General features: G+C 64.9%; 23 protein-coding genes. 11 read left to right on the forward strand and 12 right to left on the reverse strand.

What is annotated here, in order from left to right:
- Window positions 1-19 precede the first annotated feature (19 nt).
- The 6 genes from rsmA to lptF all read right to left on the reverse strand — a co-directional run bounded on the left by rsmA (window position 20) and on the right by lptF (window position 7645).
- A complete protein-coding gene (gene rsmA, locus NLM15_RS19925) occupies window positions 20-874 on the reverse strand; it encodes a 16S rRNA (adenine(1518)-N(6)/adenine(1519)-N(6))-dimethyltransferase RsmA (protein WP_254118753.1) in 855 nt (284 codons plus the stop codon).
- Complete coding sequence (pdxA, locus tag NLM15_RS19930; protein WP_254118754.1) at window positions 874-1887, reverse strand: 4-hydroxythreonine-4-phosphate dehydrogenase PdxA; 1014 nt, start codon at window positions 1885-1887, stop codon at window positions 874-876. Before pdxA ends, rsmA begins: the two co-directional genes overlap by 1 nt.
- Window positions 1887-2822: a SurA N-terminal domain-containing protein gene (locus NLM15_RS19935; protein WP_254118755.1), complete on the reverse strand. Its 936-nt coding sequence runs from the start codon at window positions 2820-2822 to the stop codon at window positions 1887-1889. The genes pdxA and NLM15_RS19935 overlap by 1 nt, the downstream gene beginning before the upstream one ends.
- 67 nt (window positions 2823-2889) lie before the next feature.
- A complete protein-coding gene (locus NLM15_RS19940) occupies window positions 2890-5382 on the reverse strand; it encodes an LPS-assembly protein LptD (protein WP_254118756.1) in 2493 nt (830 codons plus the stop codon).
- On the reverse strand, window positions 5382-6479 hold the full coding sequence (gene lptG, locus NLM15_RS19945; protein ID WP_254118757.1) for an LPS export ABC transporter permease LptG: 1098 nt from the start codon (window positions 6477-6479) through the stop codon (window positions 5382-5384). The genes NLM15_RS19940 and lptG overlap by 1 nt, the downstream gene beginning before the upstream one ends.
- Window positions 6476-7645 carry an LPS export ABC transporter permease LptF gene (gene lptF, locus NLM15_RS19950; RefSeq protein ID WP_254118758.1) on the reverse strand — a complete coding sequence of 390 codons (1170 nt, stop codon included), beginning with the start codon at window positions 7643-7645 and terminating at the stop codon, window positions 6476-6478. Before lptF ends, lptG begins: the two co-directional genes overlap by 4 nt.
- 338 nt (window positions 7646-7983) lie before the next feature.
- Between lptF and NLM15_RS19955 the strand changes: the two genes are divergently transcribed.
- The 3 genes from NLM15_RS19955 to NLM15_RS19965 all read left to right on the forward strand — a co-directional run bounded on the left by NLM15_RS19955 (window position 7984) and on the right by NLM15_RS19965 (window position 10603).
- Window positions 7984-9483 (forward strand): leucyl aminopeptidase, encoded by a 1500-nt coding sequence (locus tag NLM15_RS19955; protein ID WP_254118759.1) that lies wholly within the window; start codon window positions 7984-7986, stop codon window positions 9481-9483.
- 3 nt (window positions 9484-9486) lie between these two features.
- Window positions 9487-9939: a DNA polymerase III subunit chi gene (locus NLM15_RS19960; RefSeq protein ID WP_254118760.1), complete on the forward strand. Its 453-nt coding sequence runs from the start codon at window positions 9487-9489 to the stop codon at window positions 9937-9939.
- A 166-nt stretch (window positions 9940-10105) separates the two neighbouring features.
- Window positions 10106-10603, forward strand: a complete 498-nt coding sequence (locus NLM15_RS19965) for a hypothetical protein (RefSeq protein ID WP_254118761.1) — start codon at window positions 10106-10108, stop codon at window positions 10601-10603.
- A 112-nt stretch (window positions 10604-10715) separates the two neighbouring features.
- Here NLM15_RS19965 and NLM15_RS19970 read toward each other — a convergent pair whose 3' ends face one another.
- The gene (locus tag NLM15_RS19970) at window positions 10716-10865 is read right to left on the reverse strand and encodes a hypothetical protein (protein ID WP_254118762.1); all 150 of its coding nucleotides are present in this window, start codon (window positions 10863-10865) and stop codon (window positions 10716-10718) included.
- 202 nt (window positions 10866-11067) lie between these two features.
- Between NLM15_RS19970 and NLM15_RS19975 the strand changes: the two genes are divergently transcribed.
- The 4 genes from NLM15_RS19975 (at window position 11068) to NLM15_RS19990 (ending at window position 18086) form a co-directional block, all read left to right on the forward strand.
- Window positions 11068-13914, forward strand: a complete 2847-nt coding sequence (locus NLM15_RS19975; RefSeq protein WP_254118763.1) for a calcium-binding protein — start codon at window positions 11068-11070, stop codon at window positions 13912-13914.
- Window positions 13915-13944: 30 nt separating this feature from the next.
- Window positions 13945-16077, forward strand: coding sequence for a type I secretion system permease/ATPase (locus NLM15_RS19980; RefSeq protein WP_254118764.1), 2133 nt, complete (start codon window positions 13945-13947; stop codon window positions 16075-16077).
- Window positions 16064-17515, forward strand: a complete 1452-nt coding sequence (locus NLM15_RS19985) for an HlyD family type I secretion periplasmic adaptor subunit (RefSeq protein ID WP_254118765.1) — start codon at window positions 16064-16066, stop codon at window positions 17513-17515. Before NLM15_RS19980 ends, NLM15_RS19985 begins: the two co-directional genes overlap by 14 nt.
- A gap of 391 nt (window positions 17516-17906) precedes the next feature.
- The gene (locus NLM15_RS19990; RefSeq protein ID WP_254118766.1) at window positions 17907-18086 is read left to right on the forward strand and encodes a hypothetical protein; all 180 of its coding nucleotides are present in this window, start codon (window positions 17907-17909) and stop codon (window positions 18084-18086) included.
- A 105-nt stretch (window positions 18087-18191) separates the two neighbouring features.
- Here NLM15_RS19990 and NLM15_RS19995 read toward each other — a convergent pair whose 3' ends face one another.
- Window positions 18192-18704: an adenylate kinase gene (locus NLM15_RS19995; protein ID WP_254118767.1), complete on the reverse strand. Its 513-nt coding sequence runs from the start codon at window positions 18702-18704 to the stop codon at window positions 18192-18194.
- Window positions 18705-18932: 228 nt separating this feature from the next.
- On the opposite strand from NLM15_RS19995, the gene NLM15_RS44050 reads away from it, so the two are divergent.
- Both NLM15_RS44050 and NLM15_RS20000 read left to right on the forward strand, forming a co-directional pair.
- Complete coding sequence (locus NLM15_RS44050) at window positions 18933-19367, forward strand: bleomycin resistance protein (protein WP_375166852.1); 435 nt, start codon at window positions 18933-18935, stop codon at window positions 19365-19367.
- 253 nt (window positions 19368-19620) lie between these two features.
- Window positions 19621-20586 (forward strand): tripartite tricarboxylate transporter substrate-binding protein, encoded by a 966-nt coding sequence (locus tag NLM15_RS20000; RefSeq protein ID WP_254118768.1) that lies wholly within the window; start codon window positions 19621-19623, stop codon window positions 20584-20586.
- Between the two features lie 87 nt (window positions 20587-20673).
- On the opposite strand, the gene NLM15_RS20005 is transcribed toward NLM15_RS20000, so the two are convergent.
- The 3 genes from NLM15_RS20005 to NLM15_RS20015 form a co-directional block, all read right to left on the reverse strand.
- Window positions 20674-22536, reverse strand: a complete 1863-nt coding sequence (locus NLM15_RS20005; protein WP_254118769.1) for an ABC-F family ATP-binding cassette domain-containing protein — start codon at window positions 22534-22536, stop codon at window positions 20674-20676.
- Window positions 22537-22595: 59 nt separating this feature from the next.
- Complete coding sequence (locus NLM15_RS20010; protein ID WP_254118770.1) at window positions 22596-22769, reverse strand: hypothetical protein; 174 nt, start codon at window positions 22767-22769, stop codon at window positions 22596-22598.
- A 215-nt stretch (window positions 22770-22984) separates the two neighbouring features.
- Window positions 22985-23242, reverse strand: a complete 258-nt coding sequence (locus NLM15_RS20015; RefSeq protein WP_254118771.1) for a sulfur globule protein precursor — start codon at window positions 23240-23242, stop codon at window positions 22985-22987.
- A 313-nt stretch (window positions 23243-23555) separates the two neighbouring features.
- On the opposite strand from NLM15_RS20015, the gene ndk reads away from it, so the two are divergent.
- Together ndk and NLM15_RS20025 are read left to right on the forward strand one after the other, a co-directional pair.
- The gene (ndk, locus tag NLM15_RS20020; protein ID WP_254118772.1) at window positions 23556-23978 is read left to right on the forward strand and encodes a nucleoside-diphosphate kinase; all 423 of its coding nucleotides are present in this window, start codon (window positions 23556-23558) and stop codon (window positions 23976-23978) included.
- A 44-nt stretch (window positions 23979-24022) separates the two neighbouring features.
- Window positions 24023-24883, forward strand: a complete 861-nt coding sequence (locus NLM15_RS20025) for a TerC family protein (RefSeq protein WP_254118773.1) — start codon at window positions 24023-24025, stop codon at window positions 24881-24883.
- A 22-nt stretch (window positions 24884-24905) separates the two neighbouring features.
- Here the strand turns inward: NLM15_RS20025 and ppx are convergent, their stop codons facing one another.
- Window positions 24906-26408, reverse strand: a complete 1503-nt coding sequence (gene ppx / locus NLM15_RS20030) for an exopolyphosphatase (RefSeq protein ID WP_254118774.1) — start codon at window positions 26406-26408, stop codon at window positions 24906-24908.
- Window position 26409: the final 1 nt, after the last annotated feature.

Here is a 26409-nt window from a genome sequence, read left to right on the forward strand (position 1 = left end):
TCCTCCGGAATTTCCGTTGTTACGCTTCGCTGCGTATATCCGCCAATTCACGCGCCATGGCAACAAAACCGGAAATCGGAATGGTCTCCGCACGCCGCGTCGGATCGACGCCCGCGGCGGCCGCGAGCCGTGCAGGATCGACGCCCAGCGATTTCAGGCTCTGGCGCAGCATTTTTCGGCGCTGGCCGAAGGCGGCGGCCGCGACCTGCTCGAGCAGTTTTCGCTCGCAAGGCAGAGGCTTTTCGCGCGGTATCAGTCGTACGACGGAGGAGGTGACCTTCGGCGGCGGGACGAAGGCGGACGGCGAAATGTCGAACAGGATCTTGGTCTCGCAGCGCCAGTTGGCGAGCACGCCGAGGCGGCCATAGGCCTCCTCGTCCTCACGCGCGACGATGCGCTCGCCGACTTCGCGCTGAAACATCAGGACCATCATGTCGTACCAGGGCGGCCAGGGTTCGGTCGTGAGCCAGTTGATCAAGAGCTGGGTCGCGATGTTGTAGGGCAGGTTCGCGACGATCTTGGCCTTGTTGCCGTCGAGCAGCGGGCGCGGATCGAAGGTCATGGCATCGCCGTGCACGATCTCGAGCCGGCCGGGATAGCGCGCGGAAATGTCCTCCAGCGCGGGGATCGCGCGCTCGTCATGCTCGATGGCGATGACGCGCCTGGCGCCGAGCGCAAGCAGCGCGCGCGTCAACCCGCCCGGGCCGGGCCCGATCTCGACGATCGTGGAGTCGTCCAGCGGCGCCGCCGCACGCGCGATGCGCGCGGTGAGATTGAGGTCGAGCAGAAAATTCTGGCCGAGCGATTTGCGCGCCGACAGCGCGTGCTGGCGAATGACCTCGCGAAGCGGCGGGAGGTCGTCGATCGCGCTCATCAGCTTTTCGCAGCCGCCATGCGGCTCGCAAGCCTCAAGGCCGCGATCAGGCTTGCCGGATTGGCCTTGCCGCTGCCGGCGATGTCGAAGGCGGTGCCGTGGTCGGGCGAGGTGCGGATGAAGGGCAGGCCGAGCGTGACGTTGACGGCGTCGTCGAAGGCGACCGTCTTGATCGGGATCAGGGCCTGGTCGTGGTACATGCAGACCGCGCAGTCATAGGTGCTTCGCGCGGCTTCGTGGAACATGGTGTCGGCGGGCAGCGGGCCCCTGGCGTCGATGCCGTCGCTGCGCAATGCCTTGAGCGCCGGCGCAATCACGGTCTGCTCCTCGTGGCCGAGCGAGCCGTCCTCGCCGGCATGCGGATTGAGGCCCGAGATCGCGATGCGCGGCCTTTCGATGCCGAAGCGGGATTTCAGCTCGGTCGCGACGATGCGCGTGGTCGAGACGATCAACTCACTCGTGAGCTGGGCCAGCGCATCGCGCAGGGAGACGTGGATCGTCACCGGCACCACGGCGAGCCGCGGCGACCACAGCATCATCACCGGCTGCGGCACGCGGCCGTCCTCTGCGGCCAGCTCGGCGAGAAATTCGGTGTGGCCGGGATGGCGGAAGCCCGAGCGGTAGAGCACGCTCTTGGCGATCGGGTTGGTGACGACGGCGCTGGCGCGGCCTTCACGGACATCGCTGACCGCCTGCCGGATCGAGGCGAGCGCGGCCGGTGCGCTCGAGGTGTCGGGCTTGCCGGGCTCGGCGGTCGCGCGTTCGCCGGTTGCGACGACGGGCAGGGCCTCGGGGAAGGCGGCTCCGGCCTCACCGGCGCTCACGGCGGCGGTCTTGATATCCGCACCGAGCGCCTTGGCGCGGCGCGCAATCGCCGCCTCGTCGCCGAGCAGATAGAAGGCGGGCAGGTTCAGCTCGCGGCGCTTGAGCCAGGCTGCGATCGTGATGTCGGGGCCGATGCCGGCAGGCTCTCCCAGGGTCAGGGCGAGGGGCTTTGCGGTGGGCTTGGCCATCAGCGGTTGCGATATTCGATCATCGCCGCCTTGCGGAGATCGTCGAGATAGGCCTTCTGGGTCTTCTCGTATTTCTCCGAATACATCTTCTCGCGGACCTCGCGCTTCTTCGGCGTGTCGATCATGGTCGGCTTGCGCGAGCACAGCACCACCATCTCGATGCCAGACTTGGTCACCTCGGGGGCGGTCAAATGGCCGATCGGGGTGTCGTCGAGCACTTTGCGCAGCGCCTCGGGCAGCTCCGCGGTGGTCTTGGTGACGCTGTCGCGGATGGTGGCGTTCGGCGTCGAGCGAAACAGCGAGTTGGCTTCCTCGCAGCTTCCGACGCGCGAGCGATATTGCTCGGCCTCCTTGTGCCGCGTCTCGATGAAGGCCGGCGAGGAGCCGCGCGGCACGATCAGGACGATCGGCTGCATCTTGTATTCGGTGCCCTCGATCTGGAGCTTGTCGCCGGTCTGGGCCTGCACGGCCTGCGCGACGTCGCGCTCGCCGACCATCAGCTTCTCCTTGAAGCGGCCGCGCACGAGGCTGGTCCAGACCATCTCGGCCTTCATGCGGCCCTTCAGGGTCTCGGGGCGGACGCCTTTGACCTCGAGCGATTTGGTGAGCTGTTCGGGCGAGAGGCGCATGCGCTGCGCCATGCCCTCGTAGGACTGGTTGATGTCGGAGATGCCGGGATCGACGCCGTACTTCTTGCCTTCCTTGAGCTTCACCTTGTCGTCGATCAGCTCGTTGATGACCTCCTGCCGGCTCGGGACCTTCTGCGTCGTCAACTGGTCGAGCTTGGAACGCTGCTCGATGTCGAAATCGGTGATCGGATCGCCGTTGACCATGACGACGATGTTCTGCGCGCGCGACGGCGCCGGCAGGCCGGTCAGGATCAGCCCGGCGCCGAGGGCGAGGAGGAGGCGGAAGACAGGCAGTGGGGTCGTCATGATTCTCGCTCGCATGTCAGCCGAGATGAACCCTGCGATTGGGAACGCGGTCGTCACTTCGGATGGTTTATTGCATGCCGGTCAGGCCAGACGCACTGGACCCGGTCGAGGTCGCCAGCGTGCGCAGGCCGATCTGGAACATGAACGCGTGGCTCAGCACGGGCGGTGTCGTGCCCGCGGAGTAGCTATACGAAGTTACATAGTTCGCCGCCAGCACGAAGCAATCGTCGACATAGCCGGCGCCGAGCACATACTGGTTGATCTTGTTGGCCTCGAGGTCCCAGCGCGCCGAGCCCGTCACCACCCAGTTGGCCGCAACCTTCAGCGAGCCCGAGGTCAGGATGCCCTCGCGGCGCGTCAGATAGCCGAGTTCCGGCTGCGCGGCGTAATTGCCGTACATCACGCCGACCGACCAGCGATTGAAATTGGCGCGGCCTTCCGCCTCGAAGCGCTGCACGTTCCAGGTCTGCTCGTCCATGCGGGAGCGGACGCTGAACGTGTAGGTGCTGTTGGGCGAGTAGGCGGCGCTCGCGACGTAATCCGAGCGCGGCTTGTCGAGGCCGGAGTCGAGGCCGGTATTGATGGAGTCCTGGACCGCGTAGGAGTTCAGGCCGAACAGCTGGTAGGACTGCCCGAACAGCACCTTGACGGCGCCGCCCCGGTCGAATTGCGTGGTCGACTGCACGCCGACATTGGCGCGGCCGCCGCCCTCGACGCGGTCGTAGCCGGAGAACTTGTCGACGCTGAACAGGTTCGAGGTGTCGAACACCATGCTCTGGGCGTCCTCGTTCGGGAACTTGCCGGCATAGGTCTCGTTCGGCCGGATGATGATCTGTGCGATCGGCTCGATGGTGGTCGAGCCCCAGGGCTGAACGTTGATGAAGGGATAGCGGTATTCGAGGCCGACGGTCGGCATCAGGCGGAACGCCTGGGTGTCGCCGACGGGAAGGAAGTTCGACACGCCCGGCTGGTTGGAGATCGAGGCGTTGATCGCATCGGCGCGAACGCTGGCGAACGGGGTCCAGATCTGGCCGAACGGATCAGTGAAAGACTTGCGCCACTGCGCTTCGGCCGTCAGGCGGGTGTAGTTGCCCGGGAAGCCGCGCAGCAGGCACTGCGACGGCGTCCGCGCGAGCGGATCGGCCGACGCAGTCGTGCACAGGCTATTGGTGTTGGCGAGCGTCGTGATCGGGTCGAACACGGCGGTATCACGCGACATGTTCACGAAATTGGTCCTGTAGCTCAACTCGCCGCCGAACACCGGATAGTTGAGCACGTTCGAATAGTCGATCACGGGATAGACGATCGGCACCTGGCTCTGGTTGCCCGAATAGCTCAGCCAGTACATCGTGCGCGCGTCGAAGAAGCTGCGATTGCCGACGCCGGTCAGATAAAGCTGCGACAATGCGTCGGTCGGCAGATACAGGAACGAGCCGAGCGGATCGCGGTACTGCGACAAGCGGTAGTCCGAGAAGAAGTAGTAGTCGGACATGACCACGCCGTCCCAGCCCCAGACCCACTTGTCGTTCAGCGCGAACTGACCCTTGGTGTCGACGGCGCCGCGGAACTGGCGGTCGCCGGGCTGCCCGGCGAGCGCGCCGGGGTCGAGCTGGTCGATGCCGTAGACCCGGATCTGGTAGGCGCCGTCCATCAGGCGCTGGCGGTACTCGGCCTGGAACAGCACGCCCTGCTTGGAGGTGATGCGCGGGCTGAAGGTCATGTCCATATCGGGCGCGATCGCCCAGTAGAACGGAACTTCGACGCCGTAGCCGAACGGCGTGTTCGACGTGAAGCCCGGCATCAGGAAGCCGGTCTTGCGCTTCACGGTCGGATCGGGCGTCGAGAAATAGGGCATGTAGGCGAGCGGCACGCCGAAGAACTCGAGCGACGCCGTCTCGAAATACAGCATCTTCTCCTGCTGGTCGTGGATGATGCGCGCACCCTTGACCTGCCATAGCGGCGGCTTCTTCGGATCGTCCTTACACGGCGCGCAGGCCGTGTAGACGCCGTTCTCGAACACCGTGTAGTTGCCGCTGGAGCGGTCGGCGCGGCTCGCGGCCATGCGGGTCTGGTCGGCGGTGTCCACGCGCAGCGAATCGACGAAACCATCGCGGTAGTCGTCGGAGAGATCCAGGATCTCGGCATAGGTGATCTTGCCGTCGGCATCCGTCATGCGGATGTTGCCTTCGGCATGCAGCCGCTTGGTCTTCTGGTCGTAGATGACCTTGTCGGCCTCGACGCTGGTGCCGTTGTAGAACAGCTGGACGTTACCGACCGCGGAGACGCGTGAGTTGTTGTAGTCGTAGTCGACCTCGGTCGCCTGAACCAGCATCTGGTTGTCGTTGGCGACCTTCGGCGGCTTCGGACGCGGCGGCAGCGGATTGTAGGTGAAGCCCTGGGCCGATGCAGGGGCCACGGCGGCAACGTCGATCAGCGCGCCGAGCGATGCCACGGCGGCGACAGCCAGGAGAAGCCTGCGAATGGACAAGCCTACCCCGTTCGCGCGCACCAATGTGCGCCGCGTCAAACGAGACACGGGTCCGCGATGGACGGCAGTCACTAACCGTCCTCCTGGTACAACAAGGCCAAAAAGCCGGTGAGGCCGCCCACCACCACGGGCAACCACGCCGCAGCGATCGGATGCATCAACTCAGCCTTGCTCAAGTCTTCAGTCACTTTCGACAAAACGTAGAGCAGAAAGCCTGCGCCCACGCCACTCAAAACCATCTTCTGCACGCCGCCCATCCGGAAGAAGCGCAACGACACGGAAGCCGCCAGCATCACCATGGCGGCCAGCAAAAACGGCTGTGCCAAGAGCTTGTGATACTGGAGTCGATAGCCCGCTGTCGCGAAGCCCGAGCTCTCGGAAGAGCGGATGTAGCTCGGTAGTTGCCAAAAGGACACAGTCTCGGGTGTGGAAAAACTGTTGCGGACCTGCGCCTCGGTCAGCGTCGTCGGAATCTCCAACCTGGCCTGGTCGATCGGCGGCGAATCCAGCGAGAAGCGGCGGACGGTCTTGAACAGCCAGTGGCCGGCCTCGAGTGTCGCCTCGCGCGCCTCGATGCGCTCCTTGAAATGCCAGTCCGCATCAAATCGGAACAGGGTCAGGCCGGTCAGCCGGACGCCTTGCTGCTCGCTGCGCGCCGCGTTGATGATGACCTGGCCGTCATTGGTGACCTGGTTGAGCCAGAAGCCGGAGGCGTCCTGGATGCCGCCGCCGGGCGCCGAGCCGAACAGCTCGGCTTCCATGCGCTTGGACAGCTCGCGCAGGTTGGCCGACATCGGATTGTAGGCGACGGTGGCGATCACCCCGATCAGGAGCGCGCTGCCGAGGGCAGGCGAGATGAACTGCCATGCGGAGATGCCGGCGGCGCGCGCGACCACGAGCTCGAGCCGGCGGGAGAGGGCGAGATAGCAGGTCATGGCGCCGATCAGCATGCAGAACGGCGTCAGCTTCTCCAGCAACTGCGGCACCCGGAACAACGAGGTCTCGGCCACCATGATCGCGGAGGCGGAGGCAAGGCCGGAGGTCTTGCGCACCATCTCGATGTAATCGACCAGCACCAGCAGCAGGAAGATGCTGGCGAACACGCCGAGCGCCGCGACGACGAAGCGCCCGGCGAAGTAGCGCCCGAGTGTGTTGGTGAGCATGCTCATGCGGTGGCCGGCCGTCCGAACAGCCGCGCGATGCGCGCGTTCGACCTGTTGATGGCCTCCATGAGGCGGGGCGGCGGCTCGACCACGATCCCGCCGATGATCATCCACAGCCCGACGCCGATGGCGCCCAGGACCATCGCGTATTGGAACAGCACCGGGCCAGGCGACTTCACCGCCATCACCGAGCAGGCAAATCCCGCCATGCGCAGGCCGAACACGGCGAGCACCGAGCCGCCGATCGAGAAGTTGCGGCTCTGGCGGGTGGTGCGCGGCGCGCCGAGAAAGGCGAAGGTCAGCACGGCAAAGGCGAACGGATAGATCGGCGCCAGCAGGCTGTCGTGCAGGGCCGAGCGGAACTGCCCGGGGATCTGCTTGTAGACCGGGTCGTCCTCGGACGGCGCGAACAACTCCCAGAGATAGCGCTCGCGGATGCCGAGGGTGACGTCGTGGCCCTGGCCCGAGAACTTCGACATGTCGAAGCCGTAGCGGCCGAACGCCACCAGCGCGGGATCGCGCTTGCCGGCCTCGAAGCGCTGGAGATTGCCGTCCTTCAGCACCAGGAACGAGCCGTTGTCGTTCTTCACGACCTCGCCATGCTCGGCGACGATCGAGACGCGCTCGTTGGGATCGCGGCGATCGTCGATGAAGATGCCGGCGAGGATGCCGCCGGGCTGGCGTTCGCGGATCCGGATCGTGAGGTTCTTGTCGAGCTGGGCGAAGCGGCCGGGCTGGAGGATGTTGGTGAGCACGTCGGCGGTGATCTCGGCGTCCCACTGCTTGATCCGCCGCATGCCGTCGGGGGCGAGATAGGCCGCTATGAAGGCGACCAGCAGCGCCACGACACAGGTGGCGTAGAAGAACGGATAGAACAGCCGGAACGGCGAGAAGCCGGCGGCATTCATCACGATGATCTCGGAATCGGTCGCGAGCTTGTTCAGCGTGTGCGAGATCGCGATCATCAGCGCGATCGGCGAGATGATCAGGACCAGCGCCGGCACGACGAGGCTGGTGATGCCGAGGAAGGTCAGGATGGTCTGACCCTGACTCGTCATCAGGTCGATGCCGCGCAACGCCTGCGTAATCCAGATCACGCCGGTGAGGCTGACCAGGACGAGCGCAAACGACGCCAGCGTCGTGCGGAAAATATACCTATCGATTGACCCCATGCGCTACCGCACGAATCCCACCAAGCCCCAAATGTCGGCTGAAATTCTGTCTGTCCAACCAATCCCCGACAAGGGATCCCCAAGGTTGGCCAACAGCTCGTCCGCCGACTTACTGTCTCACTAGCATCCCTTTGATCCGTCAACAAAATGGCTGCCCCGTGGCACCCTCACAATATGGTTAATATTTCCCTTGTTGTGACATGGCGGCCACGGGGGTGCTTGGCATCCGCCGGGCGGGTGGCCCATAGTGGCGAAAGTCCAGTGAATCGCCGTTCAGCGCCGGCTCGTGACCGGAACCGCCGAGCGGCGAAAAGCCCGATGTTTTGAAGGAGTTACCCATGTCCGATGCCATCAAGGTCGGCTTCGTCCCGCTGTCTGCCGCCGCCCGTGGCATCCTGGTCGTGTTCTGCGACGACACTTTGAAGCTCGGGCCGGCGACGGCCAAGGCGCTGGGGGGCGCCACCGAGCTGGTGAAGCGGGCCGCCGTCGCGGCCGGCTTCAAGGGCAAAAGCGGCGCGGCGCTGGACATCCTGGCGCCGGAGGGGGTGAAGGCCACCCGTCTGGTCGTGATCGGCGCCGGGAAGGCGGCGAGCCTGAAGGCGAACGACTTCCTCAAATTCGGCGGCGTGGTGGCGAGCAAGCTCTCCGCCGGGGCCACCGCCATGACCATCGTGGCGGAACTACCCGATGGGGCGATGACGAGCGAGCAGGCGGTCGCGATCGCCTCGGGCCTTCGCTTACGCGCCTACAAGTTCGACCGCTACAAGACGAAAAAGAAGGAGGGCGAGGAGGGCGGCCTGCGCGCCGACGTCTCGCTTGCCGTGGGCGACGCCGCCGCGGCGAAGAAGGCGTTCGTCTCGGCCGGCCATGTCGTCGACGGCGTGATCATCGCGCGCGACCTTGTCAACGAGCCGCCGAACGTCCTCTTTCCCGAGGAATTCGCGCGCCGCGCCAGTCAGCTCCGCAAGCTCGGCGTGAAGGTCGAGGTGCTCGACGTCAAGGCGATGGACAAGCTCGGCATGGGCGCGCTGCTCGGCGTCGGCCAGGGCTCGTCGCGGCCGAGCCGGACCGTGATCATGCGCTGGGACGGCGGCAAAAAGGGCGAGGCACCGGTCGCCTTCGTCGGCAAAGGCGTCTGCTTCGACACTGGCGGCATTTCGATCAAGCCGGCCGGGAGCATGGAGGACATGAAGGGTGACATGGGGGGAGCTGCCTGCGTCGTCGGCCTGATGCATGCGCTGGCGGCGCGCAAGGCCAAGGCCAACGTGGTCGGTGCCATCGGCCTCGTCGAGAACATGCCCGACGGCAATGCGCAGCGGCCGGGCGACATCGTCACCTCGATGTCGGGCCAGACCATCGAGATCATCAACACCGACGCCGAGGGCCGCCTCGTGCTGGCCGACGTGCTCTGGTACGTCGCCAAGAAGGCCAAGCCGAAATTCATGGTGGATCTGGCGACGCTGACCGGCGCGATCATGGTCGCGCTCGGCACCGAGCATGCCGGCATGTTCTCCAACAATGACGAGCTTGCCGAGCGGCTGCTGGCAGCCGGCATCGAGAGCGGGGAGAAGGTCTGGCGCATGCCGCTCGGCCCCGAATACGACAAGCTGATCGATTCCCAGTTCGCCGACATGAAGAACACCGGCGGCCGCCATGGCGGCTCGATCACTGCGGCGCAGTTCCTCCAGCGCTTCGTCGACGGCACGCCCTGGGCGCATCTCGACATCGCCGGCACCGCGATGGGCGCGCCGAAGACCGACATCAACCAGAGCTGGGGCAGCGGCTACGGCGTCCGTTTGCTCGACCGTCTGGTGGCCGACCATTACGAGCGCAAATAACCGATGACTGAAGTGCTGTTCTACCATCTGCAAAACATGACGGTGGAGAACGTGTTGCCGCCGCTTCTCGAGAAATCGCTCGAGCGCGGCTGGCGCGTCGTGGTGCAGTCGACCTCGGAAGAGCGCGCCGATGCGCTCGACGCTCATTTATGGACCTATCGCGACGATTCCTTCCTGCCGCACGCGACATGGCGCGTGAACGATGCCGCCGAGCAGCCGATCGTGCTGGCGATCGAGGAGGGCAATCCGAACGGAGCCAATGTCCGCTTCCTGGTCGACAACGCCGCGCTGCCGCAGGACGCGCAGGGCTATGAACGCATGGTGCTGCTGTTCAACGGCGACGACCCGGACGCGCTGGCGTTTGCCCGCAGCGCCTGGACGGATTGCAAGGCGCGGGGATTTGATGTCACCTATTGGCAGGCCGACGAACGGGGCCGTTGGCAGCGCCGGAATTAGCGGTCGTTTGCAATTAATGATAATTTGCACTTTTCGGGCGATGCTGGCTTTTGTCACCTTCGTGCCGCAAAGTGATGTTGGGACAATCGCTTAGGGCCGGTCCTTCACGCGGGGAATTTAGTTTATCGTGCGACATCAAAAGCTTCCCAGCTCGCTCATAGTTGCGTTGGCTGCCGTAGCACCGCTGGTCGCGGGCTGTTCGGGCGGGACCGATCTGCTGGCGTCCGCCAAGGACGCCCAATGGTTCAACACGCCGAGCCGCCTGTTCATCAAGAGCATCTCGATCGAATCTCCGCCGCTGACCCCCGATAAGCCGGTGACGGCGGAGGATCTGGTCAGCGCCGACGGCGCCTGTCCCGGCATGGTGCCGCCACCTGGACCTGCGGATGCCAATGCCTCGACGACGACCCCGGCCCCGATGGGCGGAACCGTCGCGCTCGGCCATACCGAATGCGACGTGGTCCGTGGCGTCGGTGCGCCCTCGACCGTCAATCTCTCCAGCGATGCCGCCGGCCGGCGCGTTGCCGTGGTGACCTGGACCAGCGGTCCGCGTGCCGGCATCTACACCTTCACCTCCGGCCGCCTGTCCTCGATCGAGGGCACGCCGGAAGCGCCTGTCATGCCGAAGGCGACCAAGCCGAAGCCGAAGAAGAAATCGGCGTAAGCCGGTGCTCTTGTCCCGGACGCGGCGCGGCATGTCCCGGCGTTGCGAAGCATCGTCCGGAATGACGCGACGCTGAATCGGGACCGAGCCTCTCTCGCTCATAGGCCCCGGTTCAACAGCGCATCATGATCGTGCTGCGCTGAATTTGGGACACGCGAGCAACGATCCAATCTGCGACCTCATCAAACTGCACGCTCGCTTCGAGGCACTGCTTCTCCTTCTCCGCGCGCGTCAGTGCGTCGGCTGCATTCGCCTGCACCATTAAAAGTCACGCGGCCGTGACACGCGATCAGGCGACTCGCGATGTCACAGTCATTGCGTCTGCGATCGAAAATCCACCCAAGGAAAACTGGAGGAAATCTCCAGAATAATCACGCGCGTCTCAAGCGGCGCTTCAAGAATGTCATCCACGCGGCTGCTACGCATCGAGGCGAGGGGCGATATCGACCGCAAGGATCATTAGGATGTCTATTACTTCTGTTTTTTCCCCGGTTACGGGCCAGCTCACGATTTTCGGCGATAGCGCCAATAACGGCGTCGTGATCAGCCGCAATAACTTAGGCCGCATTCTGATCAATAACGGCTCTGTGAAGCCGATCGGTGGCGATCCCACAATTGCCAACACCAACGAGATCGACGTTTTCGGTCAAGGCGGCGATGACACGATCACTGTCAACGAATGCCACGGGCCGATGCCTGCCGTGCACATCTTCGGCGGCGACGGCAATGACAGGATCACGGGCGGCTCGGGCGCCGATCTGCTTTTCGGTCAGGCGGGCGACGATACGATCAAAGGCGGCGGCGGCAACGATCTGCTGTTCGGCGGCGCGGGTAACGATACGCTGGACGGCGGCAGCGGCGACAACCAGTTGTTCGGCGAGGCCGGCAACGACCTCATGATCTGGAATCCCGGCGGCGGCACCAATCTGTTCGAAGGCGGCGACGGCAACGATACGGCTGAGGTTAACGGCAGCAATGACGCCGAGACGTTCACGATCACGGCGAACGGCACGCGCGTGCGCTTCGACGGCACGGGCGCCGCGCCATTTTCGCTCGATATCGGCACGACGGAGAACCTCGTGCTGCACGCCGGCGGCGGCGACGATGTCATCACCGCGAGCAACGGGCTCGGCAGCCTGATCTCGTTGACGCTCGATGGCGGCGCCGGCAACGACCGGATCACCGGCGGCGACGGGAACGACCTCATCATCGGCGGCAGCGGCGACGACATCGTCAATGGCGGACGCGGCAACGACACCGCCCAGCTCGGATCTGGCGATGACACCTTCATCTGGAATCCCGGCGACGGCAGCGACATCGTCGAGGGCGGGGCGGGCACCGACAAGCTGCTGTTCAACGGGGCCAACGTCAACGAGACCATCGATATCTCGGCGAATGGCAGCAGGGTTCGCTTCACCCGCGATGTCGCCAACATCACGATGGACCTCAACAGCGTCGAGCAGGTCGAATTCGATGCGCGCGGCGGCGCCGACAACATCAGCATCGGCGATCTCACCGGCACCGGCGTCAAGCAGGTGCTGGTCGATCTCGGAGCCGTTCCCGGCGGAACGCAAGGCGACGGTGCGGCCGATACGATCACCGCCAACGGCACCAACGGCAATCAGCACATCCTGGTCACGGCCGAGGGCACCACGGTCACGGTGACCGGCTTGCCGGAGGTGGTGACCATCGCAAACGCAGAGGCTGCCAACGACCGGCTGGTGATCCAGGCGCTCGGCGGCAACGATGTCATCGACGCATCCGCGCTTGCCGCGGTGATCGGGCTGACGATCGACGGCGGCGCGGGCAACGACACCATCACCGGTAGTCAGGGCGCCGACACCCTGATCGGCGGTGACGGCAACGACAAGGTCAACGGCGGCCGCGGCAATGATGTCGCTCTTCTCGGTGCGGGTGACGATCTCTTCACATGGAATCCCGGTGACGGCAGCGACACCGTCGAAGGCGGTACGGGAACGGATACGCTGGTGTTCAACGGCTCCAACGTGGCCGAGAACATGTCGATCTCGGCGAACGGAGGCCGTGCGCTTCTGACCCGCGACGTCGGCGCCATCACCATGGATCTCAACGGCGTCGAGCGCGTGCAGATCGCTGCCGCCGGCGGCGCCGACAACATCACCGTCAACGACCTCTCCGGGACCGGCGTCACCCAGGTCGCCATCGACCTCAGCGCCGGCCCCGGCAGCCAGAGCGGCGACGGCGCGGCGGACCGCGTGACGGTGAACGGGACTGCCGGTGACGACAACATCTCGGTCGTGACCTCCGGCGGATCGATCGTGGTCAACGGCCTTGCGGCCCAGGTGACGATCGCGCATGCGGACGCGGGCGACGTGCTCGGTGTCAACGGTGGCGGCGGCAACGACGTCATCAATGCCTCCGCGATCAAGGCGGGGCAGCCGTTCAGCCTCAACATCAACGGCGGCGACGGCAACGACACCATCACCGGCAGCGCCGGCAATGACACCGTCATCGGCGGACGCGGCAACGACGTCGCCAATGTCGGTGCCGGTGACGACACCTTCATCTGGAACCCCGGCGACGGCAGCGACACCGTCGAAGGCGGCAACGGCACCGACACGCTGGCGTTCAACGGCGCCAACATCAGCGAGAACATCAACATCTCGGCCAATGGCGGCAGGGTGCTGTTCACCCGCGACGTCGCCGCCATCGCGATGGACCTGAACGGGGTCGAGCACATCGACTTCAATGCTCTCGGCGGTGCCGACAACATCACCGTCAACGACCTCTCCGGGACCGGCGTGAACCAGGTCAATCTCGACCTCGGCGCCAATGACGGGGCCGCCGACACCGTGACCATCAATGCGACCGGCGGCAACGACGTCATCACGGTGACCGAACACGACGGCATCATCACGGTGTCGGGGCTTGGCCAGGACATCAACATCACCGATGCCGGTGCGGGCGACAGGATCGTCATCAACGGTCTCGATGGCGATGATGTCATCACGGCTTCCGGCCTGCATGGCGGAATCCAGCTTGTCGCCAACGGCGGCAACGGCGACGACATCCTGATCGGCAGCCCCGGCAACGACACGCTGGCGGGCGGCGCCGGTGACGATGTGCTGATCGGCGGCGGCGGCCTCGACATCCTCGATGGCGGCACCGGCAACAACGTCGTCATCCAGGGCGGGGCGTTTGCGGCGGCGATGCTGCTCAACCAGGCCATGGCGGCGAACCTCATCCCGGCAGGCGACGGGCACGGCGAGATGCCGCTGCCCGATCCGCACACCGCGCAGAGCCAGACGCTCGCACCGCCGCAGCACGCCTGAGGCCCGCTGCTTCCGGCCTGGAGAACGCGCATGACGACGAACGTGGTCGGGACCGACACGGGGCTCGACGCGCTGCTGACGCTTCTGCATTTGCAGGGCGTTGCGGCCGATCGTGACCAGCTCAGGCACCGCGCCGGAGCGGCAATCTTCGGCGCAGCGGACATCGTCCGCTGCGCCAGGTCCCTCGGACTGAAGGCACGAACCTATCGGACGACATGGAGCCGCCTTGCGGCCAGCCCGTTGCCGGCGATCGCGATGCTGCGTGACGGCGGCTTCATGGTGATCGCCAAGGCGACGACCGACAAGGTGCTGGTGCAATCGCCGGAGGCGCAGCGCCCGGTGCTGATGGATCGCGACGAGCTGTGCGCGATCTGGGACGGCGGATTGATCATGATGGCCCGACGCGCCGGGCTATCGGACCTGCGGCGGCACTTCGATATCACCTGGTTCATCGGTGCGATCCGCAAATACCGGAGGCTGCTCGGCGAGGTGCTGGCCGCCTCGTTCTTCCTTCAGCTCTTCGCGCTGGTTTCGCCGCTATTCTTCCAGGTCGTAATCGACAAGGTGTTGGTCCACCGCTCGCTGTCGACGCTCGATGTCCTCGTCATCGGCCTCGTCGTCGTCTCGCTGTTCGACACCGTGCTCGGAATCCTGCGCAGCTACCTGTTTGCGCACACGACCAACCGCATCGACGTGGAGCTGGGTGCGCGCCTGTTCCATCATCTGCTGGCGCTGCCGATGGCCTGGTTTCAGGCGAGGCGCGTCGGCGATTCCGTGGCGCGGGTCCGCGAGCTCGAGAACATCCGAAATTTCATCACCTCTTCGTCGCTGACGCTTCTCATCGACCTGTTCTTCACTTCGGTGTTCCTGGCGGTGATGTTCGCCTATTCGCCGCTGATGAGCTGCATCGTGCTTGGCTCGTTCCCGTTCTACATCGCGATCTCGGCGGTGGCGACGCCGCTGTTTCGTCGCAGGCTGGACGAGAAATTCCGCCGCGGTGCGGAGAACCAGGCCTTCCTGGTCGAGAGCGTCAGCGGCATCGAGACGCTGAAGGCGATGGCGGTCGAGCCGCAGATGCAGCGCCGCTGGGAGGAGCAGCTCGCCGGCTATGTCTCCGCAAGCTTCGGCGTGACCAGCCTCGGCAACACCGCAAGCCAGCTCGTGCAATTCGTCAGCAAGATCGTGACCGCCGCCATCCTCTATGTCGGCGCGCGGCTGGTGATCGGGGACGCTTTGACCGTCGGCGAGCTCGTGGCCTTCAACATCTTTGCGGGCCGCGTTTCGGCGCCGGTGCTGCGGCTGGCCCAGGTCTGGCAGGATTTTCATCAGGCGCGGCTGTCGATCGCGCGGCTCGGCGACATTCTCAACAGCGCCGCGGAGCCGGCTTACTCCGCGGCACGAGCGGGGCTGCCGCCGCTCCGGGGCAATATCCGGTTCGAGCACGTCGCGTTCCGCTATAGGCTCGACGGGCCGGAAATCCTGCACGACGTCTCGTTCGATATTCCGGCGGGGCAGACCGTCGGCATCGTGGGATCGTCGGGCTCGGGCAAGAGCACGTTCGCAAAACTGGTGCAGCGGCTCTACGTGCCCCAGGGCGGTCGCGTGCTGATCGACGGCATGGATCTGGTGATGACCGACCCGGCCTGGCTGCGCCGGCAGATCGGCGTGGTGCTCCAGGACAACATGCTGTTCAACCGCTCGGTGCGCGACAACATCGCGCTGGCCGATCCGGCCCTGCCGATGGACCGCATCATGGACGCCGCAAAGCTTGCGGGCGCGCATGATTTCATTCTGGAACTCCCTGAGGGCTACGACACCGTGGTCGGCGAGCGCGGCTCGACGCTGTCGGGTGGGCAGCGCCAGCGCATCGCGATCGCCCGCGCGCTGGTGAGCAATCCCCGCATCCTGATCTTCGACGAGGCGACCAGCGCGCTCGATTATGAAAGCGAGCGGATCATCCACGACAACATGAAGGAGATCGCCAGGGGCCGCACCGTCCTGATCATCGCGCATCGTCTGTCCACCGTCCGCGGCGCCGATCGCATCTTCACGCTGGAGCGGGGACGTCTGGTCGAGGACGGCACGCATGATGCGCTGATCAAGACCGGCGGCCGCTACGCGGCCCTGCATCGTCTCCAGGGAGGGATCTATGAGGTCGGCTAGCGCCGCGCCGGCTCCTCGGCCGGAGCAGACCGTCGTTCCCTTTCGCACAGTGAAGGGACGACGCACTGAAGAGATCGCCTTTCTGCCCGCGGCGCTGGAGATCACCGAGGCACCACCGTCGCCGACCGGCCGCGCCACCGGCGCGGCGCTGATGTTGCTGGCTTGCGCGGCGCTCGCATGGTCCGCCCTGGGCACGATCGACATCGTGGCGTCCGCAACCGGGAAGGTCGTGTCGAGCGGGCGAAGCAAGGTGGTCCAGCCGTTCGAGACCGGCGTGGTGCGCGCCATCCACGTGCAGGACGGGCAGTCGGTCAAATCGGGCGATTTGCTGATCGAGCTCGACCCGACCGTGAACGCCGCGGAGCGCGATCGCCTGCACGACGATCTCATGGCCGAACGGCTCAATATCGCCCGTCTGCGTGCTGCGCTGGCGAGCGGCGAAGATGCCAGTGCCGATCTCGTGCCGCCAGGGGACGCCGATCCCTTGCTTGTCGCGACGCAGCGGCAGCTTCTCGCCAATCAGGTCAGCGAGCATCGTGCCAAGGTCGCGGCGCTCGCGCGCCAGGAGGCGCAGAAGGATGCCGAGCATCAGACGATCGCGGCGACGATCCACAAGCTCGACGCGTTGCTGCCGGTCACCCAGCAACGCGTCGATATCCGCAAGACGCTGATGGAGAAGGAAATCGGCTCGAAGCTGACCTATTACGAAACCCTTCAGCTCCAGATCGAGCAGCAGGAGGAGCTCCGCGTTCAGCGCAGCCGCCTGAAGGAGGCCGAGGCGGCCGTCGCCGCGATCCGGGAGACCCGCACCCAGGCCGGGGCGGAGTATCGCAAGAGCCTGTCCGACGAGCTGGCCAAGAGCGAGCAGAAGGCCAACGGAATTGCGCGGGATCTGATCAAGGCGCAGCAGCGGACGAAGCTCCAGCAACTGACGTCACCGGTCGACGGCGTCGTGCAGCAGCTTGCGGTCCACACCGTCGGCGGCGTGGTCACGCCGGCGCAATCGCTGCTCGTGATCGTGCCGAGCGATACGCGGCTCGAGATCGAGGCGATGATCTCCAACCGCGACATCGGCTTCGTCGAGGCCGGGCAGGGCGCCGCCATCAAGATCGACACGTTCAATTTCACCCGTTACGGCCTTCTGGAAGGCCGGGTGCTGAGCGTCTCGCAGGACGCCATCATCCGCGATCGTCCGCCGGAGCGCGGCGACCGTGCGCTCGCGACACAACGCGACAGCAGCGAGCCCAACGGGCAGGAGCTGAGCTACGGCGCCCGCATCTCGCTGGACCGCACCCAGATGCAGGTGGACGACCGCCTCGTCAGCCTGTCGCCGGGCATGGCGGTGACGGTGGAGATCAGGACCGGCTCGCGCACCATCTTGAGCTATCTGCTCTCGCCGCTGCAGCGCTACCGGCACGAGATCATGCGGGAGCGGTAGATTCCACTTCAGGCGACCGGTCAATCTTTAGCTTAGCGAGCGCGCCTCTCGCTTGAGGTACGAGGCCAGTAATTCTTTCGAGATAACTCTCGTCCATCGGCCAACCAATGACGGTCGCAACTCGTTACCACGGTCTACTCGTTCGATGCGATCTTCATTCTGGCGCTAGCATATCCTTTGCTAATACTCTTTGCCCGGAAGAGCGATCGGCGAAGCAGCTAGGGTCGGGTCACAAGCCGAAATCGTGATCGTCAACGCTCTTGGTCCACTTTGGCGCTGAAAGCGGACCTTCGGACCAACTCGACGACGGTCGGCTAGGGGCCAACAACTGACATTGAAGCTGACAAAAGTTCCAACGATGCTATCATTGGACAGCGATCAGGAGTTGCCCATGCCGACGTGGCTGATCTTCCAGCTTTTCGCGATGGCCTGTATGCCTGCTGCTTATGACATGGCGCGCGACCGTGGCCGATCTACAAAGGCCTGGCTTTCAACCGCCTTGATCTTTGGGCCGTTTGCGCTTCTGGCGCTGCTTATTCTAGGCCGTGTTCGAACGCCAGTACCCCACTGAGGTGGCCTTTCGAAAGGTACCCGCAGGCGGACTTTGCTTGCCCCGGTCGGCTTGTCTCACTCAGACTTAGCGGACGGCAAGCGCGAGCGCGGCAACCTAGCTCTCTCAGGGTCGATCTACCTGCAGCGAATAGGCATCGATTTCTTCGAGACTACAAAGCCGAGTTAGCTTTTTTGCTTCCTCGGCCCTGCCACAGAGTTCGCGAATGGCTGGCAGCCAGTGCTGATCGACCTCCCACATCGTCCTGAATAGCGCCATCGTGGGTGGCTTCTCATCCATTCCGGCGGGACGCATATCTTCATGGTACCAGCGGGCTTGACGTTCGGCTGCCAGTGCGAAGTGAACCCAAAGAGGCAGGTCGATCAGCACAATCTCTGTCGCCCTAGATACCCGTGTCGGTATCGATCCTTGGCTACCCAGTCCCTCGATGACCCACTTATCACCGGCGATAGCCGCTGCATGCCTAGTCTCATAAACATCTGAGGGAGCGAGCTTCCATCCTTCCTCCCAAAGGAGCTTGTCAACCTCGATGCGAGGCAGTCCTCGCGCGGTCGAGATTTTGTTGGCCAAGGTGGACTTGCCGCCGGCCGCATTTCCAATGATGACTATGCGGATCAATGTTAGCCCCTAAAGACTGATGCGCCCTCGTCGCAGGCCGATCCTATGACTTCTCGGAAAGTCCGCAATGGGTCAAAAGCTGACCGTCGGCGGGCAGCGCGGCAGGGTCAGCTATGGGCCAAAAGCGATCGTCAAGGCGTCCGGTGAATGATATCTGATTTTCCCGCAAGAGTAGCGTCGTGCCTAAGTGCACTGCATCGACTACGAATGCGGGAGGATTGGCGAGCCATGGAACTACCAACAGATAGATTACCAACTGGGGGCTTTGCCCGGCTCGTCCCTGAGCTAGACGTTTTTGACTTGGGACAGAGCAAGAATTTTTGGTGCGAGATACTCGGCTTCCAGATCGCGTATCAGCGACCAGAGAATCGCTTCGTGTACATCGAGCTACAAGGATCCCAGGTCATGCTGAAGCAACAAAATGGCAACTGGGAAACTGGGGCTCTGCAACGACCACTGGGACGCGGGATCAACTTTCAGATATTCGTCGACTCCGTGGCACCTCTTCTCGATGCACTAAAGCATGCGAAATGGCCTCTCTTCAGAGAGTGTCATGACGCGTGGTATCGGATCGCAGGAGAGGAGCGCGGCAACAGGCAATTCTTGGTCCAAGACCCTGACGGCTACCTCCTGCGTTTCGCAGAGGATTTGGGCAAGAGATAACCTCCCCGAACGGTGCTTTCGCAATGCGGTCGCGTCGAGCGGCCCCCGTCCGCTTTGAGTCCTGTCCGCTATTGGTCACTTGCCGACGTTGGTCCGAGCGCCGCTGAAGGTCGGCTATGGGCCAGAACCGGAAGCCGCATGGGCCTGCGGCGCCATCACGAGCGTGGTTGCGACACTTTTGCTGACGTCGCTTTCCCGATGGCTGTGCGGCCGGAGATGCGCTTTTATGACGCGATAAGAATCCGGAGGGAACATGCGTCTCATCACGATCGTATCGGCTCTGCTTCTGCCGCTTGGCGCGGCGGTCGCCCAGGACTATCCGTCGCGACCCATCACCGTGCTGGTGCCGTACGCCGCCGGCGGACCGACGGATACCATCGCCCGCCTGACGGCAGCGGGCATGGCGAAATCCCTGGGACAGCAGATCATCGTCGAGAACGCGACCGGCGCCGGCGGCACGATCGGCACGACCCGCGCTGCGCGCGCCCAGCCGGACGGGTACACGCTGCTGGTCCATCACGTCGGCATTTCGACTGCGGCTACGCTGTATCGCAATTTGAGCTATGACACGAAGACCGCCTTCGCGCCGATCGGGCTCGTGACCAATGCGCCGATGACCATCATCGCGCGTCCGGATTTTCCGGCCGACACGCTGAAGGAACTGGTCGCCTACGCCCAACAGCAGGGCGACAAACTGACTTACGCCAATGCGGGGCTCGGCGCGGCATCGCATCTCTGCGGCATGCTGTTCATGACGGCGATCCAGAAGCAGCTCACCACGGTCCCCTACAAGGGCAACGGCCCGATCATGAACGATCTGCTCGGCAAGCAGATCGATCTCACATGCGATCAGGCGACGAACACCACGGGCCCGATCACGGCCAAGCAAGTCAAGGCCTATGCGGTCACCACCAAGGAGCGGCTGAAGAGCCTGCCTGATCTGCCGACCGCCGATGAGGCGGGCCTCAAGGGTTTCGAGCTCGGCGTCTGGCACGGCATTTACGCGCCCAAGGGCACGCCGCCTGCCGTCGTTCAGAAGCTGACGGCGGCGCTCCAGGCCGCGCTCAGGGATCCCGCTTTGATCGCCCGGTTTAACGATATCAACACCGAGCCGGTCCCGCAGGACAAGGCGACGCCGGAGGCGCTCGGTGCGATGCTGACGAGCGAGGTCGATCGCTGGGCGCCGATCATCAAGGCGGCGGGGCAGTATGCGGACTGAGCCGGTCGGTCGGTAAAGAGCAGGCAGTTCAGGGGCTTGCTATCGGGTAATTTATTACCCGTACTGGTTGTTTTCAAGGTTTTGAATCTAGCCCGCCGCCTCGTCGAACTGCGTGCTCGCCTCGAGCCACTGCTCCTCCGCGCGCGCCAGCGCATCTGCTGCATTGGCGCGCGCCTTCGACAGTTGCGCGGCCTGCTTGGGATCGCGGGTGAAGATGTCGGGCAGGGCGAGGGCCGTGTCGATCTTGGCGATGATGTCGCTGACGCGGGCGATCTCGGTTTCGGCTTCCGCGATCCGCTTCTTCAGCGAGCCGCGATTGTCTGACTTCGGGCGCGGCGGTTTTTCGCTGGCGCCGTTGCGCTCGCGCGGGGCGGGTTCGGCGTTGCGCGTCGACAGCACCAGGCGGCGGTACTCGTCGAGGTCGCCGTCGTAATTGGTGACGGTGCGGTCGGCGACGATCCAGAGCCGGTCGGCGCACGCTTCGATCAGATAGCGATCGTGCGAGACCATGATGACGGCGCCGGGGAATTCGTTGATGGCTTCGGCCAGCGCGGCGCGGCTGTCGATGTCGAGATGGTTGGTCGGCTCGTCCAGGATGATCATGTTGGGGCCGAAGAAGGTCGCAAGGCCCAAGAGGAGGCGTGCCTTCTCGCCGCCCGACAGTTTGCCGGCCTTGGTGTCGGCCGCCTTGCCGGAGAAGCCGATCGCGCCAGCGCGGGCCCGCACCTTGGCTTCGGGTGCATCGCCCATCAGTTTGCGGACGTGGTCGTAGGCCGAGGCGTCCTCGTTCAATTCGTCGAGCTGATGCTGCGCGAAATAGGCGATCGACAGCTTGTCGGCGCGCGTCACCCTGCCGGAGAACGGCGCGAGCCTTCCGGCGAGCAGTTTTACGAGTGTCGACTTGCCGTTGCCGTTGGCGCCGAGAAGGGCGATGCGGTCGTCATTGTCGATGCGCAGCGTAACCCGGCCCAGTACCGGGGCTGCCGGATCGTAGCCGACCGCGGCGTTGTCGACGGCGATGATCGGCGGCGACAGGATCTTCTCCGGCGCGGGAAAGCTGATCTCGCGCACGTCCTCGGTGACCAGCGCCGTGATCGGCTTCAGCCGCTCCAGCATCTTGACGCGCGACTGGGCCTGCCGGGCCTTGGAGGCCTTGGCCTTGAAGCGGTCGACGAAGGCCTGCAGCCGCGCGCGTTCGGCTTCCTGGCGCTTGACCTGCTTGGCGTCGAGCAGCTCGCGCGCGGCACGCTGCTCCTCGAAGGAGGAGTAGGTGCCCTTGTAGAGCGTGAGCTTGCCGCGCTCCAGATGCAGGATCTGGTCGACCGAGCTTTCCAGGAGATCGCGGTCGTGGCTGATCACGATCACCGTGCGCGGATAATGGGCGAGGTGATCCTCGAGCCACAGCGTGCCTTCGAGGTCGAGATAGTTGGTGGGCTCGTCGAGCAGCAGCAGGTCAGGGGCCGCGAACAGCGTCGCGGCGAGCGCGACGCGCATGCGCCAGCCGCCGGAAAACTCGGCGCAGGGGCGAAGCTGGTCGGCGGCGGAGAAACCAAGGCCGGAGAGGATTGCGGCGGCACGGCTCGGCGCCGAATGCGCGTCGATGTCGACGAGCCGGGTCTGGATCTCGGCGATTCGGTGCGGATCGGTCGCGCTCTCGGCCTCGGCGAGCAGCGCGTCACGTTCGAGATCGGCCTTGAGCACGACCGAGATCAGGCTTTCGGGCCCGTTCGGGGCTTCCTGTGCGAGGCTGCCGACGCGCCAGCGTGGCGGCAGGGTGACCATGCCATGCTCGGCCGCCAGCTCGCCGCGGATCACCTTGAACAGGGTCGACTTGCCGGTGCCGTTGCGCCCGACCATGCCGACGCGCGATCCGGGCGTGATCTGCACGGAACTCTGGTCAATCAGAAGGCGTCCGGCGAGGCGGATGGAGAGGTCGGTGATGGACAGCATGCGGGGCCTTGTCACCGCAAGGCGCGTCGAACGCAACCCGTTTTTCCGTGAGCCTCAAGTCAGTGCGAATCGCGATCGCGCTTCTTCAACTCGTCGAGGAGCTGTTCAAGGTGCGTCGGCAGCCGGGGTTCGGGGCGCAGGCTCTGCTGGAGCCGTTCGCCCACGGCATCGCAAATCGAGCGACTGGTGCGCCGGTCGATCTGGTCGCTGTCAGTGGCAAAAAGGCCGGCCATCGCGGGGTTCCGTGCTCTCAAAGTAAGGACACGGTATCAAGTCCCTGGCCCCCCAAATGGTTTCGCCACTCGCGGAGATTGCCCAGCCTTCTAGTAAAAATTGTATGGAGCCGTCGTATCGGCTGAAATACGAAGCCCCGGCGCAGGGGAACGCCGGGGCTTCGCTTGCAAGGTACCTGGGGGGCCTAGGTACCCGTGGAAAGGTGCTGTCGGGCTCAGTAGCAGCGGTTGATCAGCCGCCAGCGGGGTCCCCAGGGGGTCGGGACCAGCCGGCGCACATAGCAGCCGCCATAACCGTAGGAGACGACGGGACCGCGGGCATAAAAACGCGGGCCACCCCAGCCGTGATGGCCCCAGCCGCCACCGCCGCCATGCCAGCCGCCACCATGCCAGTGGGCGGAGGCCGAGGTCGGTGCCAGCGCGGCACCCAGCGCAACCGCAGCGACAGCGGCAAGCGAAAGTTTCCTCAACATGGTGATCTCCTAAAGACTGCCGGCGCGGGGCTATCGCGTCGATGGAAAGGCCGCCGAAACGGTCCGCCTGATGGTCGGGCTTTCGGTTTCGATAGGCCCGACCTTATGCCGGTGAAGCTGAACCGAACCCTGACGGGGGTTTCAGATTGGGTTCATCTGGATGAAATTGTTGTCATCCATGCTGGAATCCGGGGGGCGGCCCCTGCGGCGAAGCGCCTGTGAGGCCGCTTTTGCGGTCGCTTGCCGTCCGGCGATGGCGCCGATATAAGCCCCGCAACTCCGAACCACTGCTTTTCTTCTCAAGGACAAGATTATGGCCCTCGAACGCACTTTCTCGATCATCAAGCCCGATGCGACCGCGCGTAACCTGACCGGTGCGGTTAACGCCGTGATCGAGAAGGCGGGCCTGCGCATCGTCGCGCAGAAGCGCATCCGGATGACCAGGGAACAGGCCGAGACCTTCTATGCCGTCCACAAGGCGCGCCCGTTCTTCGGCGAGCTGGTCGAGTTCATGACCTCGGGCCCCGTGGTGGTCCAGGTGCTGGAAGCCGAGGGCGCCATCGCCAAGTACCGCGACGCGATGGGTGCGACCGATCCGTCCAAGGCCGCCGACGGCACCATCCGTAAGCTCTACGCAAAGTCGATCGGCGAGAATTCCGCTCACGGCTCGGACGCGCCGGAGACCGCCGCGATCGAAATCGCGCAGTTCTTCTCGGGCAACGAGATCGTCGGCTGATCCATCAGCCGCTAAGTTAAATCGACGGGGCGAAAGGACGTATTGTGAGCTGGCTCTGGCAGATCTTCGATCCCGCTACGATCGGGGCATTCTTCACCCAGTTTCGCAACGAGATGGCCGAACCGACCTTCTGGATCGCGGTCGGCAAGATCATCTGGATCAACATCCTGCTCTCCGGCGACAACGCGCTGGTGATCGCACTCGCCTGCCGCGGCCTCAAGCCGCGGCACCGGCTGTGGGGCATGATCTTCGGCGCCGGCGCCGCCGTGATGCTGCGGATCATCTTCACCGGCATCGTCGCGAGCCTGATGGAGCTGCCGTATCTCAAGCTCGTCGGCGGTCTCGCGCTGATCGTGATCGCGGCGAAGCTCCTGGTGCCGGAGAACGAGGACGAGGAGGGCGTCGAGTCCGCCTCGCATCTCTGGCAGGCGATTCAGATCGTCGTCGTCGCCGATATCGTCATGAGCCTCGACAACGTCATTGCGGTTGCCGCCGCCGCCAATGGCAGCGTGCCGCTGCTGATCCTCGGTCTCGCCATCAGCGTTCCCTTGATCGTCGCCGGTGCGGCGCTGATCATGGCGCTGCTCGCAAAGCTGCCGGTCCTGGTATGGGCCGGTGCGGCGTTGCTCGGCTGGATCTCGGGCGAGGTGATCGCGACCGATCCCGGCATCGCGCCGAGGCTGCACACGCTGTTCGACGGTCCGCTCGGTGTCTCGCTGGACAACATGCTCGGCGCATTCCGCATTCCGCCGCAATTCACCCATGGCGGCGGAGGCGGTGAATATCTCTGCGCAGTGCTCGGCGTCGTCGTCGTGCTGGTCGTCGGTTCCATCTGGCGCCGGCGCAGCCTGAGTGCGGCCGCGCTGGAGTCCTCCGAGCGTCACGCCAAGGCCTCGGCGGAATAAACGGCTTCGACCGGATAATTTTCTAGCGCCGGACGATCGAGCCGGCCCGTCCAATCAGGCGGGCGAGGGCGCGGAAGCGGCTGCCGACGCGGTCGGCGACGAGGTCCCCGAGCCGGTGCTCGAACACCAGCATCAGGTTGCGGCCCTGGCTGCGGAAATGCGTCGCCGGCAGCACGCCCGGGCGTGCCGCCGAGATCAGATGGGCGACGCGGAACGCGGCGCCCAGCAGGCGGGCGCGTTCGAGCTGGGCCGGTGTCAGCAGCTCCTGCATGGTCACCGGCGGCTGGTTCTCCTCGCTCAGGCCGGCATAGCGGTAGAACACGGACAGGCCGACGAAGGCGCGCTCGGTGTGGGTGATTGCGCCGAAATTGCCGTTGACGACCAGGCTCAGCGTCTGCTCGCCGCGATGGTCGGGATGCACGCGCCAGCCGATGTCGGAGAGCAGGCACGCGGTGTGGCGCAAGCGGCGGTCTTCCTCGGTCTCGCGCAGCTTCACCACGCGCACGAGTCGGTCGGTCCAGGCGATCAGCTCGCGGGCGTGCTTTGCCGAACGCGACAGCAGCTGATTGAGCTCTTCCGCGGCGCAGATCAGCCCGTCCTTGTTGCGCTCGGACTCCGGCAGCTTCTCATGCAGCAGGCCCTCGCGCACGCCGAAGGTCGAGAACACGATGGATTTGGGTTTCGCCACCCGAATGATGTGCTCGAGCACGAGCGCCGCATAGGTCAGGAGCGGGCGCCTTGCATCCGCGACGATCTCGATGTCGGCCAGCATGCCTGCGGCTGCGAGCCGCCGTAACCTGCGGGAAAAGTCGAGCGCTTCGGCCGCGGAGATGGAGTAGCCGTGCATCACCTGCAGCGAGTAGCCGCTCTGGATGATGTGGATGCGCGCGAGCGCGCGCCAGGTGCCGCCGACGGCGTAGAAGGTGCGGCCGCGACCGGCGGCGAGCTGCGGCACCTCGTCGAGCTCCTCGCGTACGATGCGGTCGGCGCGCTTGAGCGATTTGTGCGCGAGATCCTGGAGCGCGAGGCCGCCGAGCGGCAGCGTCACGCCGCTGCGCACGCTGTTCTTGCGCACGTCGATCAGTTCGAGCGAGCCGCCGCCGAGATCGCCGACGATACCGTCGGGATGATGGATGCCGGAGATCACGCCAAGCGCCGACAGCCGCGCCTCGCGCGGGCCCGACAGGATCTCGATCTTCACGGCGCAGATGCGCTCGGCTTTCGCGATGAAGTCGGGGCCGTTGGAGGCGTCGCGGCAGGCTGCGGTGGCGATCGCGAACACGCGTCCGACCTGCATCACGCGGCACAGCGCCCGGAAACGCTTGAGCGAGGTCAGGGCCTTGTCGACGGCGTCGGGCGCAAGCAGGCCCGTGCTCTGCACCTCGCGCCCGAGGCCGCACAGCGTCTTCTCGTTGAAGATCGGAATGAGGCTCCGCGTCAGTCCCTCGTAGACGACGAGACGGACCGAGTTGGAACCGATGTCGATGACCGCGACGCTCGAGCCGCGCTTGCGCGGCCGCTTCACG

Origin of the sequence: Bradyrhizobium sp. CCGB20, assembly GCF_024199855.1 — a bacterium.
Classification (GTDB): domain Bacteria; phylum Pseudomonadota; class Alphaproteobacteria; order Rhizobiales; family Xanthobacteraceae; genus Bradyrhizobium.

Bases quoted from the DNA above. Each gene is read 5' to 3' on its own strand.
- NLM15_RS20005 (WP_254118769.1), bottom strand. From the start codon at position 22,536: ATGCTGTCCATCACCGACCTCTCCATCCGCCTCGCCGGACGCCTTCTG.
- NLM15_RS19980 (WP_254118764.1), top strand. From the start codon at position 13,945: ATGACGACGAACGTGGTCGGGACCGACACGGGGCTCGACGCGCTGCTG.
- NLM15_RS20000 (WP_254118768.1), top strand. From the start codon at position 19,621: ATGCGTCTCATCACGATCGTATCGGCTCTGCTTCTGCCGCTTGGCGCG.
- NLM15_RS19955 (WP_254118759.1), top strand. From the start codon at position 7,984: ATGTCCGATGCCATCAAGGTCGGCTTCGTCCCGCTGTCTGCCGCCGCC.
- lptG (WP_254118757.1), bottom strand. From the start codon at position 6,479: ATGAGCATGCTCACCAACACACTCGGGCGCTACTTCGCCGGGCGCTTC.
- NLM15_RS19960 (WP_254118760.1), top strand. From the start codon at position 9,487: ATGACTGAAGTGCTGTTCTACCATCTGCAAAACATGACGGTGGAGAAC.
- ndk (WP_254118772.1), top strand. From the start codon at position 23,556: ATGGCCCTCGAACGCACTTTCTCGATCATCAAGCCCGATGCGACCGCG.
- NLM15_RS20015 (WP_254118771.1), bottom strand. From the start codon at position 23,242: ATGTTGAGGAAACTTTCGCTTGCCGCTGTCGCTGCGGTTGCGCTGGGT.
- rsmA (WP_254118753.1), bottom strand. From the start codon at position 874: ATGAGCGCGATCGACGACCTCCCGCCGCTTCGCGAGGTCATTCGCCAG.
- NLM15_RS19975 (WP_254118763.1), top strand. From the start codon at position 11,068: ATGTCTATTACTTCTGTTTTTTCCCCGGTTACGGGCCAGCTCACGATT.
- pdxA (WP_254118754.1), bottom strand. From the start codon at position 1,887: ATGGCCAAGCCCACCGCAAAGCCCCTCGCCCTGACCCTGGGAGAGCCT.
- NLM15_RS19985 (WP_254118765.1), top strand. From the start codon at position 16,064: ATGAGGTCGGCTAGCGCCGCGCCGGCTCCTCGGCCGGAGCAGACCGTC.
- NLM15_RS44050 (WP_375166852.1), top strand. From the start codon at position 18,933: ATGGAACTACCAACAGATAGATTACCAACTGGGGGCTTTGCCCGGCTC.
- NLM15_RS19935 (WP_254118755.1), bottom strand. From the start codon at position 2,822: ATGACGACCCCACTGCCTGTCTTCCGCCTCCTCCTCGCCCTCGGCGCC.
- NLM15_RS20010 (WP_254118770.1), bottom strand. From the start codon at position 22,769: ATGGCCGGCCTTTTTGCCACTGACAGCGACCAGATCGACCGGCGCACC.
- NLM15_RS19990 (WP_254118766.1), top strand. From the start codon at position 17,907: ATGCCGACGTGGCTGATCTTCCAGCTTTTCGCGATGGCCTGTATGCCT.
- NLM15_RS19970 (WP_254118762.1), bottom strand. From the start codon at position 10,865: ATGGTGCAGGCGAATGCAGCCGACGCACTGACGCGCGCGGAGAAGGAG.
- lptF (WP_254118758.1), bottom strand. From the start codon at position 7,645: ATGGGGTCAATCGATAGGTATATTTTCCGCACGACGCTGGCGTCGTTT.